This is a genomic window from Limnobaculum eriocheiris (genome assembly GCF_021010575.1).
Lineage (GTDB): Bacteria > Pseudomonadota > Gammaproteobacteria > Enterobacterales > Enterobacteriaceae > Limnobaculum > Limnobaculum eriocheiris.
The window spans coordinates 1-17,906 of the sequence record NZ_JAJNAG010000022.1 but is presented as its reverse complement, the minus strand read 5'-3'; the positions used below and the strand labels follow the sequence as shown (position 1 = coordinate 17,906).

The following is a 17,906-nucleotide window of genomic DNA, read 5'->3' as shown; positions in this document are numbered from 1 at the left end:
TCGCTACATCATGCGATAGTTAACGAGGCGTTTTGCCGTCTTCAAATATTGCCAGTTCATCCCAGATGGCATCAATGCGCGAGCGTACAGCAGGGTCCATAGTGATTGGTCTTCCCCATTCACGCTGTGTCTCACCTGGCCACTTATTGGTGGCATCCATACCCATCTTAGAGCCTAACCCTGAAACCGGTGAGGCAAAATCCAGATAGTCGATTGGCGTGTTTTCCATTAATACGGTATCGCGCGCCGGATCCATTCTGGTCGTAATTGCCCAGATCACATCATTCCAGTCTCTGGCATTAATATCATCGTCACAGACAATAACAAACTTGGTATACATAAACTGCCGCAGGAAGGACCAGACGCCCATCATCACGCGCTTGGCATGACCGGCGTACTGCTTCTTCATGGTAACCACGGCCATTCGATAGGAGCAGCCTTCCGGCGGCAGATAGAAATCCACAATTTCCGGGAACTGTTTTTGCAGAATCGGTACAAAAACTTCGTTTAACGCCAGCCCCATCACCGCGGGTTCATCTGGTGGACGACCGGTATAAGTGGAGTGATAGATGGCATCGGCCCGACGAGTAATATGGGTTACGGTAAACACCGGGAAGCTATCCACTTCATTGTAGTAACCGGTATGGTCGCCATAGGGCCCTTCCGGGGCCATTTCACCCGGTTCGATATAACCCTCCAGCACAATTTCAGCGCTGGCTGGTACTTCTAAGTCATTGGATACGCACTTCACCACATCGGTTTTATAACCGCGCAATAATCCTGCAAATGCGTATTCAGAAAGCGTATCCGGCACCGGCGTTACCGCCGCCAGAATAGTGGCAGGATCGGCACCTAACGCAACAGAAACCGGGAAGCGTTCACCGGGATGCTGCTGGCACCACTCCTGATAATCTAAAGCGCCGCCCCGATGGGAAAGCCAACGCATAATTACTTTATTTTTGCCCAGAACCTGCTGGCGATAAATGCCCAGGTTCTGCCGCTCTTTATAAGGACCGCGGGTGACCGTCAGCCCCCAGGTAATAAGCGGTGCGGCATCTTCCGGCCAGCAATGCATAATTGGTAGCTTGCTCAGGTCAACATCATCACCCTGCCAGATTTGTTCCTGACAGGGCGCTGAAGCCAGCCGTTTAGTCGGCATATTTAAAACCTGTTTAAACTGCGGCAGTTTATCCATCAGATCGCGGAACCCTTTTGGTGGCTCAGGTTCTTTCAGGAAGGCCAACAGTTTACCGACCTCACGCAGCGCACTCACATCCTCCCGCCCCATTCCCATCGCCACCCGCCTGGGGGTACCAAACAGGTTACACAGCACGGGGGTCTGATATCCCTTGGGATTTTCAAACAGCAGCGCAGGACCACCGGCACGCAGGGTGCGATCGGCAATCTCTGTCATCTCAAGATAGGGATCAATCGGTTGTGTAATACGTTTTAATTCCCCTTGCTTCTCCAGCAAATCGAGGAACTCGCGCAGATCTCGGTATTTCATAGTTTTATATACAGGCCAGTTAAGATGTCATTATAGAAAGGTTTCCCTCACTTCGCCGCCATTATACTTACTTTTAGCCATTAACAGCAGGTAAACGGAACCAGTTCGCTAAGTGCAGCGGTATCAACATGTTCCGTGGTTTCCTGACCGTGACGGAAGATTTTGAAACCCTGATCTTTAGCGCTGTAATAACGAAGTTTAGTGCCGGAGATTTGCAGCAGGCTACCTTCACGTAATGCCACCACGGACTCCGTTTGGTTTACCGCACAAAACTCTGCAATGCGCTCATCACGGGTTTCACCCATATGCCCACTCAGATGAGCATCAATATAGTGCGGGTTAATTTGTACCGGGAACAGACCTAATGATGGTAGCACTACGCTGCTGCGTACTGGCATATCGTTAGTCGTTCTGATGGACGGGCAAGCTACGTTACAGCCCGCGCTCCAACCGATATAAGGAACTTCACGTTCACGAACTGCACGTTGAATTGGCACAATTAAATCTTTCTCATGCAACATCTGATTCAACATCCATGTGTTACCACCGCTAACGATAATGCATTCTGCCTGAGCAATGGCTTCTGCGGGTTTATCAAAGTGGTGAATGCTGGTGACGGAAATACCTAAGCTACTTTCCAGGTCACGCGCGCGTGCATCATAATCACTACGAATCAGGGCATAAGGAATCAATATTGCTTTGGCAACCTTCCGGCGTTCCAACACCGCTAAAATCTGCTTTTTAGCATAACCCAGTAACTCTTCATCACCGGATGTCTTACCATTACTTAACAATATCAGTTCCATACAAAAATACCTCTGTTTAGTTATTAACTCTTTATTTATACAGGAAAACACACGCCTTTACTGTGATCGCTTTCCATTTAGTTCGAAACTGTCTCAATGTATTAGCCCAGCATAGTATTTATTGTTGGATTAATCGACCATCACACTGAACCTTATGTCTATTATTTTACTATTTTGCTATGCTTAAACTGTGTTTTTCTTTGGTGAATTAGTTCATGGAATCGTGGTATTTACTTTACTGTAAGCGTGGTCAATTAGCGCGCGCGCAAGAGCATCTCGAAAGGCAGCAGGTGCCCAGCTTCAGCCCTATGTATCAGATAGAAAAAATCGTTCGAGGCAAAAAGACACTGGTCGACGAGCCGCTGTTTCCCAACTATCTGTTTATTGAGCTGGATCCGGAAAGAATTCACACTACCACTATCAGCGCAACCCGAGGCGTTAGTCACTTTATTCGTTTTGGTAAGTTTCCGGTAACGGTACCCTTTAGTCTGATAAAAAATCTGATGATGCAGCCTAAACCACAGTTAAGTGACCCGGCACAGCCTAAAAGTGGTGATAAAGTCTTTATTACTGAAGGTATATTTGAAGGGTTGGAAGCTATCTATGCCGAGCCAGACGGCGAAGCCCGTTCGATACTGCTGTTAAATCTTATTAACCAAAAGGTTGAGCACAGGATTAGTAATTCTCAATTCGAGAAGCGGGATTGATTTTTATTTTTTCATTTTAATCAGCGACGGTGAACATTCCGGCCGTAAAAACCATTTGCCCATATTACTTTTGTGCCCGGCCGGACTAATGGCTTGTATCTGATACCGGAGAACGTCGGGCCAATGGCCCGACAATTCACCAATTATCTTAGCGTTGCATGGCGTCTTCGTGTAGCCATTGAGCTACGCGTTTCGCGAAGTAGGTTAAAACACCATCCGCACCCGCGCGTTTAAAGCACAATAATGACTCCATCACCGCCGGTTTTTCCTGCAACCAGCCATTCTGGAATGCCGCCATATGCATGGCATATTCTCCGGACACCTGATAAGCAAACGTCGGCACACCAAAGGTATCTTTAACCCGACGAACTACGTCCAGATATGGCATACCCGGTTTTACCATCACCATATCAGCACCTTCTTGTAGATCCTGAGCCACCTCTTGTAAAGCCTCGTTACTGTTGGCCGGGTCCATCTGATAGGTCTTCTTATCTCCCCCTTTCAGATTACCGCTGGAGCCTACTGCATCACGAAAGGGTCCGTAATAGCATGAAGCATACTTGGCGGAATAGGCCATGATCTGAGTATTTACAAAGCTCTGAACCTCCAGTTGATGGCGTATGGCCCCAATACGACCATCCATCATATCGCTTGGAGCCACAATATCAGCACCGGCTTCAGCATGGCACATTGCCTGACGGATCAGGATCTCTTTAGTAATGTCATTAATCACATAGCCATTATCATCAATGATGCCATCCTGACCATGTACCGTATAAGGGTCAAGGGCGACATCCGTCAGAATACCCAGCTCCGGTACTGCCTGCTTTAACGCACGTATCGCGCGAGGAACCAGACCCTGCGAGTTGTAGGCCTCTTCTGCAAACAGACTTTTTAAATTGGGTTCAATCACCGGAAAAAGTGAAAGCACCGGAACACCCAGTTTCGCCAGCTCTTCAGCTTCCTTCACCAACAAATCGACGGTCATGCGGCTAACGCCCGGCATGGAAGGAACTTCCTGACGCTGATTCTCCCCTTCCATGATAAACACCGGATAGATCAAATCATTAACCGTTAACTGATTTTCAGAAACCAGACGGCGGCTAAAATCATGGCTGCGTACACGGCGCAGTCGACGTTCAGGGAAAGCACTCGGAATAATATAGCTCACAAAAGTTCTCCTCAATTCTCAACGCTGTGGGGAATCAGCGCCCAACAGCTTTTTCGTTATTCATCATACGCTGCTCGCGCGGTGACTCAACCCAATCTCAATAAACGATTCGCATTCTGTTGAGTGACTTCTCCCAACCGGACGGCATCCTCACCGCGTAATATGGCAACTTGTTGCAGTATATGGGCTAAAAATGCGGGTTCATTGCGTCGTGAAGTGGGTTTGGGCGTGAGATCCCGCGGTAACAAATAGGGGGCATCCGTCTCCAGCAGTAGCTTATCGACAGGTATCAACGGCACCAGCTCACGCAACTCCTGCCCTCTGCGTTCATCACATATCCAACCGGTAATGCCAACATAAAGCCCCAGTGACAGATATTCTTCCAGTTCCTGACGGTTGCCGGTAAAGCAGTGCACTACCGCCGCAGGAACCTTACTCAGCCAGGGTTTCAACAATTCAATAAATCGGTGATGGGCATCACGACAGTGTAAAAACAGCGGCATTTCAAGCTCTGCCGCTATCGCCAGTTGTGCACTGAAGGCATGTTCTTGTTCCTGCGGCGTAGAGAAGTTACGGTTAAAATCCAGTCCGCATTCGCCGATAGCCACTACGTTTGATTCTGCCGCCAGTTGATATATTTGCTGCTCACAGGACGCTGACCAACCAGAAGCATCGTGAGGGTGAACCCCTGCGGTACTCCAGCAATAATCCGGATAGTGGTTGGATAGCTGATGGGCAGCAATGCTCTCTTTCAACGAAGTACCGGTAACCAGCATACCGTTAACACCGGCCTGCTTAGCTCTCTCCACTACTTCATGCCGATCCTGAGCAAACTGGCGGTTGGTCAGGTTGACACCGATATCGAACATTGATTTTTCTCCTGATGGAACACAACATAAGTTGCCTAAAAGCGACCAGGCATAACAGGAGGGCATTCAAAACAGCCAATCGTTGGGAGGGATGGGCGTTGGGGTCGACTTGGCGTAAGCCAACGAAGTGCCCCTAGCCCAGCCAGGCCCAACGCGCCCAGCAGCTAAGTAAGGTAGTTTTCATCGACCGCACTCGATACCAACAAAAGCACCATCTTTTTACGGTCGAAATATGCACTGAAGTTAATTTATTAAATTCATCAATAAACCAAAGCCGCCCGAAGGCGGCTTCACTTAAATCAATTAATCCAGCAACTACGCCGATGGTTTTTCGCTATCGTCAGACTGCTCGCCTTCGCAATCCTCTTCGTCCTGTTCATCTGCTTTTTTACGGCCTTTTCCTACGTAGAAACGGGCGCAGAAAATGCCGATTTCAAACAGGATACACATAGGTATGGCCAACAGCGTTTGCGAAAACACGTCGGGGGGCGTCATTAACATGCCCACCACAAACGCACCCACAACGATGTAAGGACGTTTCTTTTTCAGATCTTCCGGCGTGGTTACACCGCTCCAGCACAGCAAAATAATCGCAACCGGAACTTCAAACGACACGCCGAAGGCAAAAAACAGCGCCATAACGAAGTTCAGGTAGTTATTAATATCCGTGGATATCAATATGCCTTCTGGTGCAGTTTTAACAAAGAAGCCAAACGCCAGCGGGAACACCACAAAGTAGGCAAACGCCATCCCCAGATAAAACAACGCGGTGCTGGAAAACAGCAGCGGCATCATTAAACGGCGTTCATGCTTATACAGCGCCGGTGCAATAAATGACCACACCTGATACAGAATATAAGGTGCCGAAATAAACACCGAAACAATAAGCGTCAACTTAATTGGCGTCAGGAATGGCGAAGCCACGTCCGTCGCAATCATACTGGCGCCATGGGGCAGTTGTGTCATCAATGGTGCGGACACCATATGATAAATATTGTTTGAAAAATAGACTAACGCCAGAAATATCAAAAGAATACAGACCATCGACCGTAACAGGCGAGTGCGTAATTCAATCAAATGGCTGATAAGCGGTTGGGTATCTTCTACGGACATGGATTATTTTTCGCTATCAGGTTTATTGATGGATACCGGCTCTGGCTGAACAGCCTCTGTTGCCGTTTCAGCAATGACCGGCTCTGCAACAGACTCGACGGAAGGTACTTTACTCTTGTTCGCTGCTGCTTCCTCTGCTGCTTTTGCAGCAGATTCAGTGGCTGATACCGAAGATTTTTCGGCATCAGCAGCAGAAGTTGGTGAAGTATTAAAAGACTCGGCCGCATTATTGAGATCGCTCTGAATGGTACGTTTCATACCGGTTGCCATCTCTTTTAATTCATCCATAGAAGATTTCAGCTCCGGAGATAAATTCTGCAGGCCTGCCTGTTCCGCTTTCTTCAGGCTCTCTTTCAGCTCTTGCAGCTTCAGTTCCTGAGTCAGCTCATTTTGCACGGAAGAAGCCAGAGAACGCATCGCTCTGATCCAACCCGTAACCGTTTTTACTGCAACCGGTAACCGCTCAGGGCCAAGCACAATCAGGCCAATGATCAGTACCAGTACAATTTCACCAAATCCTATATCGAACACGGATTATACCTGCTCTTTATTCTGGCTCTTTTGCTCTTCAGTTTTAACCGAAGGTTGCTGCTGTTCTTGAATAGATTTCACATCAAAATCAGCATCGTTCTGGGCTGCTTCTTTATTGGCAGTGGTTGCCTGATTAGAAGTCGTCTCTTCATCACTCATGGCTTTTTTAAAACCTTTTACTGATGCACCAAGGTCAGAGCCTAAAGTACGCAGTTTCTTTGTTCCGAACAACAGTACGACAATCGCAACGATTATCAGTAGTTGCCAAACGCTAATTCCACCCATGTTATATGCCTCTATTAATCGGGGGTTGATTTTGAGATTGCTGACCAGTATACGGTAGTTTCAGCAAGCTGTAGTAATAAAATCTGGTAATAAATAGTTAAGCTGCCTTTCGCCATCCAACCAGCCAGACAACCGCTCCGGCACCCGCCAGACAGACTGGCCAGACGGGAATATGATTTGCAAACAGGATTGTAGCACCAATCAACAAAGTAGCACCTACCCCAAAGAGGTAGCGAGACTGGCTCTGTTTCTCCTGACGATGACCAATTTGAGCGTTGAGTTTATCAATACTATTTTGTAATTCTTTGTGCTGCCGCAAACTGTCGTAAAACAATTCCGGTAATTCAGGTAATTTCTCTATCCAGTATGGCGCTTTTTCCTTCAGGGTGCGAACCAGTGCAGGGATCCCCACCTGATCGCGCATCCAGGTTTCCAGGAAAGGTTTAGCGGTAGTCCATAAATCCAACTGAGGATAGAGTTGGCGGCCCAATCCTTCGATATACAGCAAGGTTTTTTGTAACAGAACCAACTGAGGCTGCACCTCCATATTGAAGCGGCGCGCCGTATTAAACAGGTTCATCAGTACGTGACCAAATGAGATCTCCGACAACGGCTTCTCAAAAATAGGCTCACAAACGGTACGAATGGCGAACTCGAACTCTTCCACATTGGTATCAGACGGCACCCAACCAGAGTCCACATGCAGTTCAGCAACTTTGCGGTAATCGCGGTTAAAAAAGGCGATAAAGTTTTCCGCCAGATAGCGCTTATCCCCTTTGCTCAGTGAACCAACAATGCCGCAGTCAATGCCGATATATTGTGGATTCTCTGGTGTAGCATAGCTGACAAAGATATTTCCCGGATGCATATCCGCGTGGAAAAAACTGTCGCGAAACACCTGAGTAAAGAAGATCTGAACGCCACGCTCCGCCAGCACTTTCATATTGGTGCCATTGGCTTCCAGCGCATCAATATCGGCAATTGAAATACCGTAGATACGCTCCATGACCAGCACATTTTCGTGACAGTAATCGCTGAAGACCTCTGGCACATACATCATCGGGCTGTTATCAAAATTGCGACGCAGTTGAATGGTATTCGCCGCCTCACGCAGCAGGTTTAGTTCATCCAACAGCGTTTTTTCATATTCACGCACTACTTCGCGCGGCCGCAGGCGGCGGCCATCCGGCAGTAGTTTTGGTACCCAACCGGCAATGCGGTACATCAGGCGGATATCCGCTTCAATAATCGGTTTAATATCCGGACGAATAACTTTAAGCACAACTTCCTGACCGTTGCTTTTCAGCACCGCAGTATGAACCTGAGCAATAGAAGCTGATGCCAGCGCCTGAGGATCAAAGTCATCAAACCACTGCTCCAGCTTACCGCCCATCGAAGTTTCAATATGCTGACGGGCTAACTCACCGTCAAAAGGTTCAACCTGATCCTGCAATAATGCCAGTTGATCAGCGATAACCGGGGGGAATAAATCCCGACGGGTTGACATCATCTGCCCAAACTTAATCCACACAGGCCCTAAGGTTTGCAACGCCAGACGTAATCGCTCTCCTAACGGCTTATCCGGATGTTTATTTCTCATCCAGAACAGCGAACGGCACCACATTCTCAGTGGCCAGGTAAGGCGCATTTTGGGGATCAGCTCGTCTAACCCGTGGGTCAAAAAAACGCGAACGATCACATATAAACGCAAAAACTCAGATGGGGTCATCGGGTATTCTCCAGCTTCTCTATTCTTTTCACCAGAGAATCAACCTGCTGACTTAAAATTTCAGTTTCATCACCAAAGTGCAGCACTTCCAGCCGCCCGGGAGCCAGACGCCACTCCTCGGTTACTGCTTGTGCCAGATAGTTTTGCTGATGTTCCACCCATTGCTTTACCTTTTTTGCCCCACCTTGCACTCCCTGACTCAGGGTTTCTGCGGCGACATCACCAATATAGGGAGAGAGCCATTCGGCGGGGTCCCACTCTGCCAGGTCGATTAAGGTGACAAATTGCTGTATCACCTGCATATCCCCTTCAACCACCACATCGCCATCGCGCATCAGAGTAGACAAACGCTGACGATCGCGCAGAGAAAACAGGGTTGGCAGTTTGGTTATCAGCGTGCAGTTTGCCGGCTGCTCCCACTGGCTCACCACATCAATGTGATTAACGCTAAATACTAACGTCAGAGAAGTAGACAGCTCTTGCAGACTCAACTTTAGCGTTTTACCAGCCAGACGATGGCTCATCGACTGCATACTGCGATCGCGAAAAAGCAAACTGTTCAGAGAGGTTTCAATAATGCCGGCAATCAAGGGAACAAACAACATAGCGATCCTTTGTAAGAACTGAAATACAACACGAGTATATTGATGATATTCAACCGTGAAGGCAACGACTGAATGAGGAGATAAACCAAAATGGCAGAATAAAATCTCTGTTTTGAGATGATGACCTTATTGCTGCTAATCTCTGATTGCTATCGCCCAATCTCAAAAATCTGCCCGCTAATAGCGGTCGTTCTTTATTTCTCCATAACGCGTTTAACGCATTAGAAACAATAAAAAACACTCTTGTTACAGCTCAAAAAATGACCAAAAGATCAGAAGCGAATAGTTATTCATATTTCACTATATTAACTGGATAATTTTGCACAATCTCCCTATCAATTGATTATTACTACCTATCTTTTAACCCTAATAATATACAATTAGAACTATCTCATGGTTAACCAACACCATGAAATCATACTTGAATAACTGACAGGGACGTTAGCTTCATAAAGTATCACTGACTTCTGCTATGGATAGCAGTCAACAATGTATTACGCCTCAATGCTTCCGCTATGTCTGTTCCCGGCTGACTAAATCCCAATGATGTTATGACACATAAACACTTAACCCATTCATTCTAAAAAGAATATATTCAAGGAATCAGGAATGAACACCACTAAAATCATTAAGCCTTATCAACGTGTTTTAACTTACCTGCTTTCCACTATGTTGGTATGGCAACCGGTATGGCCTGCATTCGCCGCTGCAATTGAAATGGATGGTCAACCGAATAATGGTCAGGTCACGACCGCCGGCAACGGTGTACCTGTTGTTAATATTGCCACCCCCAATCAGTCAGGCGTATCACACAATACCTATCAACAATTTAATGTTGGCCCTGATGGCGCAGTATTAAATAACAACACTGAACGCCTGTTGCAGACCCAACAGGCCGGAATTATTCAAAATAATCCGAATCTGCGCAATGGTGCAGCCAACGCGATCATTAACGAAGTCACTTCTCCTAACCGTTCTGAGCTAAAAGGCTATATAGAAGTCGGGGGAAAACCCGCCAATGTAATTGTGACTAACCCTTATGGCATCACCTGTGATGGCTGTGGCTTTATCAATACCCCGCAGGCTACGTTAAGTACCGGTACGGTTAAAAGAGCTGGATGTTAAACAAGGTAGCATCACTATCGATGGTAAAGGTATCGATGCTAAAGAGACGGAGTATTTTGCCATTGTCGCGCGCGCCGCCGAAATTAATGCAGATATTCATGGTAAACAGATTGATGTTATCGCTGGCGCTAACCGGGTAAATACCCAAACCGGTGAAATTACCCCACAGGCAGGAAATGGAAACACCCCTCAGGTCGCTATTGATACCAAAGCGCTGGGCGGTATGTATGCCAACCGAATACGACTGGTATCCACAGAGCAAGGCGTTGGCGTTAATACCGGAAATCTTATTGCCAGAAGTGGCGACATCCAAATTTCCGCCGAGGGGAAGGTCACTATTCATGGTGGTTCCAGCGCCACCAATAGCCTGAATGCTCAGGCCAATGAAATTCAGGTTATTCATTCTGCCACCCTCAGCGGCAATAACCTTAATCTGAAAGCAAAAAATATTACTCAGGATGCAGGAAGCCGCTCACTGGCAAAAAGCAACGCCAGTTATCAGGCTGACAACATCAACTTAAATGGCGAGCTGGTTAGCGAGCAAAATTTGCAAATCAATGCCCGCAAACTGACCACCAGCACTAATGCCGCTATTAATGCTAAAACCAGTACTATCAATGCCGATGAAAATAACTGGTCTGGCGCATTAATGGCTGATGAGGCCTATTTTCAGGGGCAAACCTTAAATCTGGCACCTCAGGGCGTTCTCTGGGGTAAGCAGACATTAACCCTCAATACCAGCCTGGCGCTGAATCAGCAAGGTTCGCTGTTGGCAGGAGACCTTCTCAATCTGACCACACCACAGTGGAACAGCCTTAACGGACTTACCGCTACCGGCGTTTCAGCCACAGGAGAGCTGCAAAACGGTGGGATCCTGAATATTCAGGCGGCAGATACCCGGCTAAACAATACTCATCTTAGTGCCGGACAAATCAACCTGACCGGGAAAAACCTGTTTCAGGATGAGAAATCAGTATTCAATGCACAGAACAATCTGACGCTAAACGCATCCCATCTTGAGCTTCATGGTAAAAGCTTAAGTAACGGCAGCCTCAAGCTTCAGGGCGATAAATTAACCGCGGGTAGCAATGCCAAAATGTCGGCTCAGGATTCCCGTTGGAATCTGACCGATAATATCGACTGGCTGGGTCAGGCCAGTTTCAACACATTAAATGTTAATGCCCTCAATCTGAGCAATTCAGATTTAATCCAGAGTTCGGGAAGTAGTCTGTTTACCGTTAACCAACTGGTTAATAACGCAGGGGCGCAGTTATATAGCGGGGAATTGGTCGTCTATTCTCCGGAACTCTATAACATGGGGCTCATTCAAACTACCGGTGCCGGTCAATTTACTCTTAACCAATTCACAAACGATACTGGCGCTCAGTTGTACGCCAACGAACTGACCATTGACGCCTTGATGTTGAACAATCAGGGATTAATTCAAAGCACCAGTGATAGTTGGCTAACCCTCGACCAGTTAACCAATGGTTTCGCAGCACAGCTTAATGCAGGCTCATTCACGCTCATTGCTTCCCAACTTAATAATCAGGGAAGCCTTCAAAGCACTGGCGAAACGGTACTGACATTAAATCAGTTAACTAATCAGGCCAATGCGGAGATCTACGCCAGTGATTTATTCCTGAGTACAGCAACGCTGAACAACGGTGGAAAAATTACCGGTCGCCGTTATCTGGATATCTTTCTGAACTCAGCAGGTTCAAACCTGAACAGTGGGGAAATTGCCGGGGAGGTTGTTACCCTGCAAAGTCAGGGAGTATTTGAAAACCATGGCATCCTGTTTGGTGCCAGTGAATTACGGCTAAACGCACAGAACGGCCAGATAATAAATAGTCAGGAAGCCGGACTTTACAGCGGAGGATTACTCGATCTCACCGCAAATGCACTACTTCAGCAGGGAAATATTTTAGCGGATGGTGATATCACTTTAGCCCTCTCCGGCACAGGGCCCTTTGATCAACAGGGTACCATCGCCAGTCGTGAAAGTTTGTTGTGGCTGAAAACTCATGGCGCTATCAATAATCAGGGCGTGTTGTATGGTCACTTGCTGGATCTTGAGACACCCGATGCACTAACCAATCAGGGAAAAATCTCCGGTGATGTTATCAGTCTGACCACCGGCGGCGTATTGAGCAATCAGAATAATGCCACGATTACCGCCAGTAATTTGATAACCGGCAGCGCTCAATCCATTACTCAGCAGGGAAAAATTCAATCCGGCGGTAGCATTGACCTCACCAGCCGTAGCCAGATTGATAATACTGGCTTTATTGGTTCACTTAACGATCTGTTTTTAAAAGCAGACAGCGGCCTCAGCAATACTAATGATGCCTTCCTGTATTCGGGCCGCGACATGTACCTGTGTGCTAATCAGGTCAGCAACTTACTGAGTAATATTCTGGCGGGGCGTCACCTGACCATTCAGAAAGATTATCAGGGCAATAAAAGCGCAGAAATTGTTAACCGTTCCGGGGTAATAGAGACCCAAACCGGTGATATTACGCTAAAGGCTGACCATATTCGTAATGAAAGCGACGGCGGTTCTGCGCAGCAGAACAAAGAGAATTTTTCTATACCGGGTAATGGTGCAGTCGTTATAGAGCTACACAAAGATCAACCGAATACGCCGCTAACGAAAGTGGACTGCTTTAATAACGGCGGTACAGGCGGAGGAAGTGCCGCTGGCAGGTGTGCCCTCTTTCCTAAGTATGATAAAGACTATACCCTGACCGGGCTAATTTCCCGTACAACGGTTAACCTTCCGGCGCTTGTCAATGCAGCTAAAATTGTAGCAGGACGAAACCTCAATATTGATGCGGGTGTTATTGACAATAACCTCAGCAGATTACTTGCCGCTAATGATGTCAATATTACTGCTAACACACTAAATAATATCTCGACTAAACAAGGCGTTACCGAAGAGTATTATGTTTATCAGTTTGTTGAACCCAAATACGCAGATTACATACCGGCATCAGAGTTCTACAAAGACGGTGGAAGCCTGAAATACGCCAGAAGCGCTAATAATGTGGTCTCCAGCGAAGGTGAAGAATATTTTGCCACCGTTGAAGCGGGTCGTATTGTTAATCTCAACGTTCAGAATGAAGTCAGAAATGAAAGCATCAAGTCCTATTCCATGCAGATTGCGCCAACCCTTAGCGCACCGGCAGGTCTGGATAATCTGGATCCGCGTTCAGGCATTGAAAATACCATCCCTGACGCAATCCCTACGGTTAACGGATTCCCGTTACCTGCCGGCAATAACGGCCTGTTTGTCTGGAATTTGGATCCGGACAGCCCCTATCTGATCACCGCTAATCCGGCATTAGGTGAGTTAGGTTATCTGTCTCAGGGCGGGCGAGCCAGCCAGATTGCTGGCTTTAGCGTGCTGGACCGCCTGATGGGCCGTCAACCAGGCTTTGGTCCTCCACATGAAACCGGCACTCAGTGGACCGACATTAATCAATACCTCGGCTCCGCCTACTTCCTTAACCAACTGGGTTTGCAGCCAGAATCGCGCTATCGGTTTCTGGGAGATGCCCGGTATGACACGCGCTACATTACCGATGCCATTTTACGGCAAACCGGGCAGCGCTATATCGGCGGCGTTGGCAGCGACCTAAACCAAATGCGCTGGCTGATTGATAATGCCGCTCAAGCCTCCAGCAGTCTCGGACTGGCATTTGGTGTCAGCCTGAGCGAAAAACAGATCGCTCAGTTAAGTCACAGTATCGTCTGGTGGGAGCCGGTAACTATTAACGGCCAGAGCGTACTGGCACCAAAGCTCTATCTGGTGGCGGCGGATAAATCCAATGTCAGCGGCAGCGTTATCAGCGCTCAACATGTGGCAATCACTGCCGGGGATATTAACAATGATGGCGGCACCATTAAGGCTGATGGCATGTTGCATCTGGTCAGTCATGATGCCCTTGTTAACCGGGAAGGGATAATTCAGGCCGGGGATAATCTGACTATTATCGCGAAAAATGATATCCAAAACCTGAGTGGAACTATTGAAGGGCGTAACGTTACGCTACAAAGCGTTGATGGCAATGTGGTTAATCAGACATTACATCAGCAAACCTATATCAATGCCGATGGTAGCGAAAGTGACCAGAACGCCAACACTGCCCTTGCCTTTGGCGTTACCGGCATAACTGCCGGTATTCATGCAAAAGAAAATCTGGGGATCGCCGCAGGAAAAGATATTCAAATCACCGGAGCAGAACTGAGCGCCGGACAAAATATCACCCTCAATGCCGGTGAAAACATAGATATCACCGCCAATGAAACGCTGAACTTACGCACTGGCTTCACGACTACCCAGGGCGATCATCTGCTGGATGTTCATCAACAAAAGAGCCATATCAATGCGGCCGACGGAGCCGTAACGCTGACGGCGGGAGACAGCATCAACGTTATCGCCAGTAATATCAACGCTAACGATAACATAACGTTACAGGCTAAAGAGGATATCGCTATCCTCTCCGCCCGGGATCAAACTTCCCGAACCATAGACGGCAAGTTACAACACGCTACCACCGATGTGCAAAGTAGCGACATTCAGTCGGGACATAATCTGATTATCAATGCTGGCAACGATATTGTTATGCAAGCGAGCACGCTGAATGCCAAAGATAATGCGCTACTGGTAGCCGGTAACGACCTGACGTTGCTGTCAGATGCTGAATCCAGTTATGACCGAACCAATATCAAGGACGGTTATAAAATTGAGCAAACCATCACTCAGCAATCCACTGAAATTAATGCGGGTAATAACGTTCTGATCGGTGCCGGAAACGATGCCACGCTACAAGCCACACAGATCAACGCCGGTGGTGATATTCGTCTTCAGGCCGAGGGGGACTTACGGCTGCTGACGGCTGAGGAATCAGACTATTACTATGAAAAAACCAAAACCGGCGGCTTCTTAAGTAGTCAGTCCTATGAGGAAGAAAGTTATCGCACTACCCATAAAATCAGCGAACTGAACGCAGGCAACAATATTGCCATCACCAGCGGCGGCGACAGCCTGTATCAGGCCACCAGACTGAATGCCGGAAACGATATCGCGCTGACCAGCACCGGCGGGCAAATTCAGTTTAGCGCGGTAGAAAACACCGATTTTCTGAAGGTAGATTCAAAATCCAGCAGCGTTATCACACGGGTTGCCGGTCATGGTCATAACAATACCACACAGCAATTTAGTGAAATTACTCAGGGCGGAGAGTTAACCATTCAGGCGGAGAAAGGCATCCGTGCAGATATCCGTCAATCCTCAGCCCAGAGCTTAACTACGGCGCTGGAGCAAATGGAAAGCACGCCGGAAACGGCCTGGGTCGCAGAGCTGGCAGTACGTAATGACGTTGAGTGGCGTGCGGTTCAGGATGCCTATGATAAATGGGAGTATGACAGTAAGAGCCTGAGCCCGGCAGCGGCGGCCGTCATTGCGATTGTAGTGACGGTGGTTACCGCCGGGGCGGGAGCGGCCGCCGGTACAGCGACTGCATCCGCCGTCAGTGCAGCAACCGCTGCTGCGGTACAAACATTAGCGGTACAGGCCAGTATCTCTCTGATTAATAATCAGGGCGATGTGGGGAAAGTCCTGAAGGACTTGGGCTCTAAAGATAATGTGAAGAGTCTGGCGGCCTCAGTGGTTGCTGCCGGTGTGATTGCCGGAGTTGATACCCAAATGGGCTGGTCACAAGGCGGAGAGGCGGCTTCAGCCTCCTATACTCCCGGTAGTACCGCAGAACAAATCGCTACCGTTACCCCTGTCAGTCAGTCCGGTTTTGATACCTGGTGGACGGGCAACAGTCAGTTAAGCAGTTGGGATATCGCCCAGCGCACCGTTATGCACTCGGGTATTTCCGCCGGGGTAGACAGCGCCATTAACGGCAGTAACTTCCTTGAATCGTTCGGTACCAGTCTGATGTTTAACGCCGGTAACGAGCTGGGGCGCGCCTCGTCGTGGTATATCGGAGAAAACGCAGCGCTGTTTGGTGGTGATGGCTCCTTTGGTAAATCGGTGATCCACGGTCTGAACGGCGGACTGATTGCCGAGCTGACCGGCGGTGATTTTGCCGCCGGTGCAGGGGCGGGTTTTGCCACTGAGCTGGCCTCGGGGTTATTGGTAATTTTGCGCTAACACCGGAAGAAAAGCGTCAGGTACAAAACGGCGAGAAGCTGTTCTATATCGATGACAACGGGCTGGCGAGGATTATTGGTGGTAGCGTTGGGGCAATCATTACCAACAGCGCTGAGGGGGTGAATACCGGTGCAAACGTTGCGAATATTATTGACCAAAATAACCGTCAGCTTCACAAGTCGCAACTGGAGCGGATTGATGAACTGGCAGGTGGAGATAAAGAGAAGAAAGATCGCCTGTTCGCCGCCGCCTGTGCGTTAATGAAGTGCTCGGCAGAGTTGGTGCCGGGAAGCGAAACTTACAACGATATGCTGGCCTTTGAAACTCTGGGTGCCAGCGATGAGTTTGCTGCTGAACGTGCATTACTTACCATGCAAACCGCTTATGTCTCAGTGTATGCCGGAGGGATGAACCAGCAGGCCGAGTTGCCATTATTTGACTATTCCTCTCGCGATTATGTGAGTGACCTGACATTACGGCTGGACAATACCTATGCCGTGACTAACCGGGCCACCGGTTTAGTGATGACCGTTGGCGGTGAAGTTCAGGCTATTGCCGGAACGGGGCTTTGTACTACTGGTGTTGGGTGTTTATATGGTGTAGGGCTAACCGCATCAGGGTTGGATACCGCCTATACGGGTAGTAACGCGATAATCACAGGAAGTCTGAGTACTCATACTGCTGGAGCGCGATTGCTGGAAAGCTTTGGGGTACCAAAGGAGTATTCGGAGTTGGTGTATGGGATGGTGCAGTTGGGTGGAGCTGCGAGGGCGAGTCGAACGGCAAGTGGGTTGTTTGATGACCGGTTATCAAGTAGCCGTATAACTGGAATCGGGGAAAGCGCAACCAATGGAACAGTAGCAGAACTAACCATCTCAGCCAATCCAGCAACTGGCAATCCTGCGGCTATTGCCAGAGGATTCGGTTCTCTCAATACACGCCAATCTATAGTGTTAGAACAACTTAATAAATATGGTTCCCAAACAGTCACATCTAAAGCATTTGGTAACCAAGATCTAGCAGCCCTATCGGCTGCAACAGGTGATGAATTTGCCATGTTTACAACCGGTGGACGACGACTGATAATTTGAGGGGATTCGACATCTGTGCCTATCAATTTGGATAAGGCACAAGAATTATCTGTTCAGGGGTGGCGTTGGTCTTGTAAGTATCCCATCAAAACGACCCATTCACTTTTAGAGATCTTCTGACATACTGATTATGTCCCCTGAGGAGATCACCATGCGTAAAATCCGATTCACAGAGCACCAGATAATCGCCGTCCTTAA

Annotated in this window: 13 protein-coding genes; 4 read left to right on the top strand and 9 right to left on the bottom strand. The window is 48.2% G+C overall.

What is annotated here, in order from left to right; translation table 11 throughout:
- Positions 1 to 19: 19 nt before the first annotated feature.
- Together ubiD and pepE are read right to left on the bottom strand one after the other, a co-directional pair.
- Positions 20 to 1,507, bottom strand: a complete 1,488-nt coding sequence (ubiD, locus tag LPW36_RS10665) for a 4-hydroxy-3-polyprenylbenzoate decarboxylase (protein ID WP_230609642.1) — start codon at positions 1,505 to 1,507, stop codon at positions 20 to 22.
- Positions 1,508 to 1,587: 80 nt separating this feature from the next.
- A complete protein-coding gene (gene pepE / locus LPW36_RS10660; protein ID WP_230609641.1) occupies positions 1,588 to 2,313 on the bottom strand; it encodes a dipeptidase PepE in 726 nt (241 codons plus the stop codon).
- A gap of 215 nt (positions 2,314 to 2,528) precedes the next feature.
- Between pepE and rfaH the strand changes: the two genes are divergently transcribed.
- Positions 2,529 to 3,020, top strand: a complete 492-nt coding sequence (rfaH, locus tag LPW36_RS10655; protein WP_230609640.1) for a transcription/translation regulatory transformer protein RfaH — start codon at positions 2,529 to 2,531, stop codon at positions 3,018 to 3,020.
- A gap of 148 nt (positions 3,021 to 3,168) precedes the next feature.
- On the opposite strand, the gene hemB is transcribed toward rfaH, so the two are convergent.
- From hemB to ubiJ, 7 genes are all read right to left on the bottom strand, one after another.
- On the bottom strand, positions 3,169 to 4,191 hold the full coding sequence (hemB, locus tag LPW36_RS10650) for a porphobilinogen synthase (RefSeq protein WP_230609639.1): 1,023 nt from the start codon (positions 4,189 to 4,191) through the stop codon (positions 3,169 to 3,171).
- Positions 4,192 to 4,277: 86 nt separating this feature from the next.
- Positions 4,278 to 5,060: a 3'-5' ssDNA/RNA exonuclease TatD gene (gene tatD / locus LPW36_RS10645; RefSeq protein WP_230609638.1), complete on the bottom strand. Its 783-nt coding sequence runs from the start codon at positions 5,058 to 5,060 to the stop codon at positions 4,278 to 4,280.
- Positions 5,061 to 5,375: 315 nt separating this feature from the next.
- The gene (gene tatC / locus LPW36_RS10640; RefSeq protein ID WP_230609637.1) at positions 5,376 to 6,173 is read right to left on the bottom strand and encodes a Sec-independent protein translocase subunit TatC; all 798 of its coding nucleotides are present in this window, start codon (positions 6,171 to 6,173) and stop codon (positions 5,376 to 5,378) included.
- 3 nt (positions 6,174 to 6,176) lie between these two features.
- Positions 6,177 to 6,704 carry a Sec-independent protein translocase protein TatB gene (gene tatB / locus LPW36_RS10635; RefSeq protein ID WP_230609636.1) on the bottom strand — a complete coding sequence of 176 codons (528 nt, stop codon included), beginning with the start codon at positions 6,702 to 6,704 and terminating at the stop codon, positions 6,177 to 6,179.
- 3 nt (positions 6,705 to 6,707) lie between these two features.
- A complete protein-coding gene (gene tatA / locus LPW36_RS10630; RefSeq protein ID WP_230609635.1) occupies positions 6,708 to 6,989 on the bottom strand; it encodes a twin-arginine translocase TatA/TatE family subunit in 282 nt (93 codons plus the stop codon).
- A 97-nt stretch (positions 6,990 to 7,086) separates the two neighbouring features.
- Complete coding sequence (ubiB, locus tag LPW36_RS10625; protein ID WP_230609634.1) at positions 7,087 to 8,718, bottom strand: ubiquinone biosynthesis regulatory protein kinase UbiB; 1,632 nt, start codon at positions 8,716 to 8,718, stop codon at positions 7,087 to 7,089.
- Entirely contained in the window at positions 8,715 to 9,323 is a 609-nt protein-coding gene (ubiJ, locus tag LPW36_RS10620) for a ubiquinone biosynthesis protein UbiJ (protein WP_230609633.1), read from the bottom strand. Before ubiJ ends, ubiB begins: the two co-directional genes overlap by 4 nt.
- A gap of 609 nt (positions 9,324 to 9,932) precedes the next feature.
- Between ubiJ and LPW36_RS10615 the strand changes: the two genes are divergently transcribed.
- From LPW36_RS10615 to LPW36_RS10605, 3 genes are all read left to right on the top strand, one after another.
- Positions 9,933 to 10,448 carry a filamentous hemagglutinin N-terminal domain-containing protein gene (locus LPW36_RS10615; protein ID WP_230609632.1) on the top strand — a complete coding sequence of 172 codons (516 nt, stop codon included), beginning with the start codon at positions 9,933 to 9,935 and terminating at the stop codon, positions 10,446 to 10,448.
- Entirely contained in the window at positions 10,438 to 16,617 is a 6,180-nt protein-coding gene (locus LPW36_RS10610) for a DUF637 domain-containing protein (protein ID WP_338085981.1), read from the top strand. Before LPW36_RS10615 ends, LPW36_RS10610 begins: the two co-directional genes overlap by 11 nt.
- A 119-nt stretch (positions 16,618 to 16,736) precedes the next feature.
- Entirely contained in the window at positions 16,737 to 17,708 is a 972-nt protein-coding gene (locus LPW36_RS10605) for a hypothetical protein (protein WP_230609630.1), read from the top strand.
- The last annotated feature ends 198 nt before the right edge of the window (positions 17,709 to 17,906 follow it).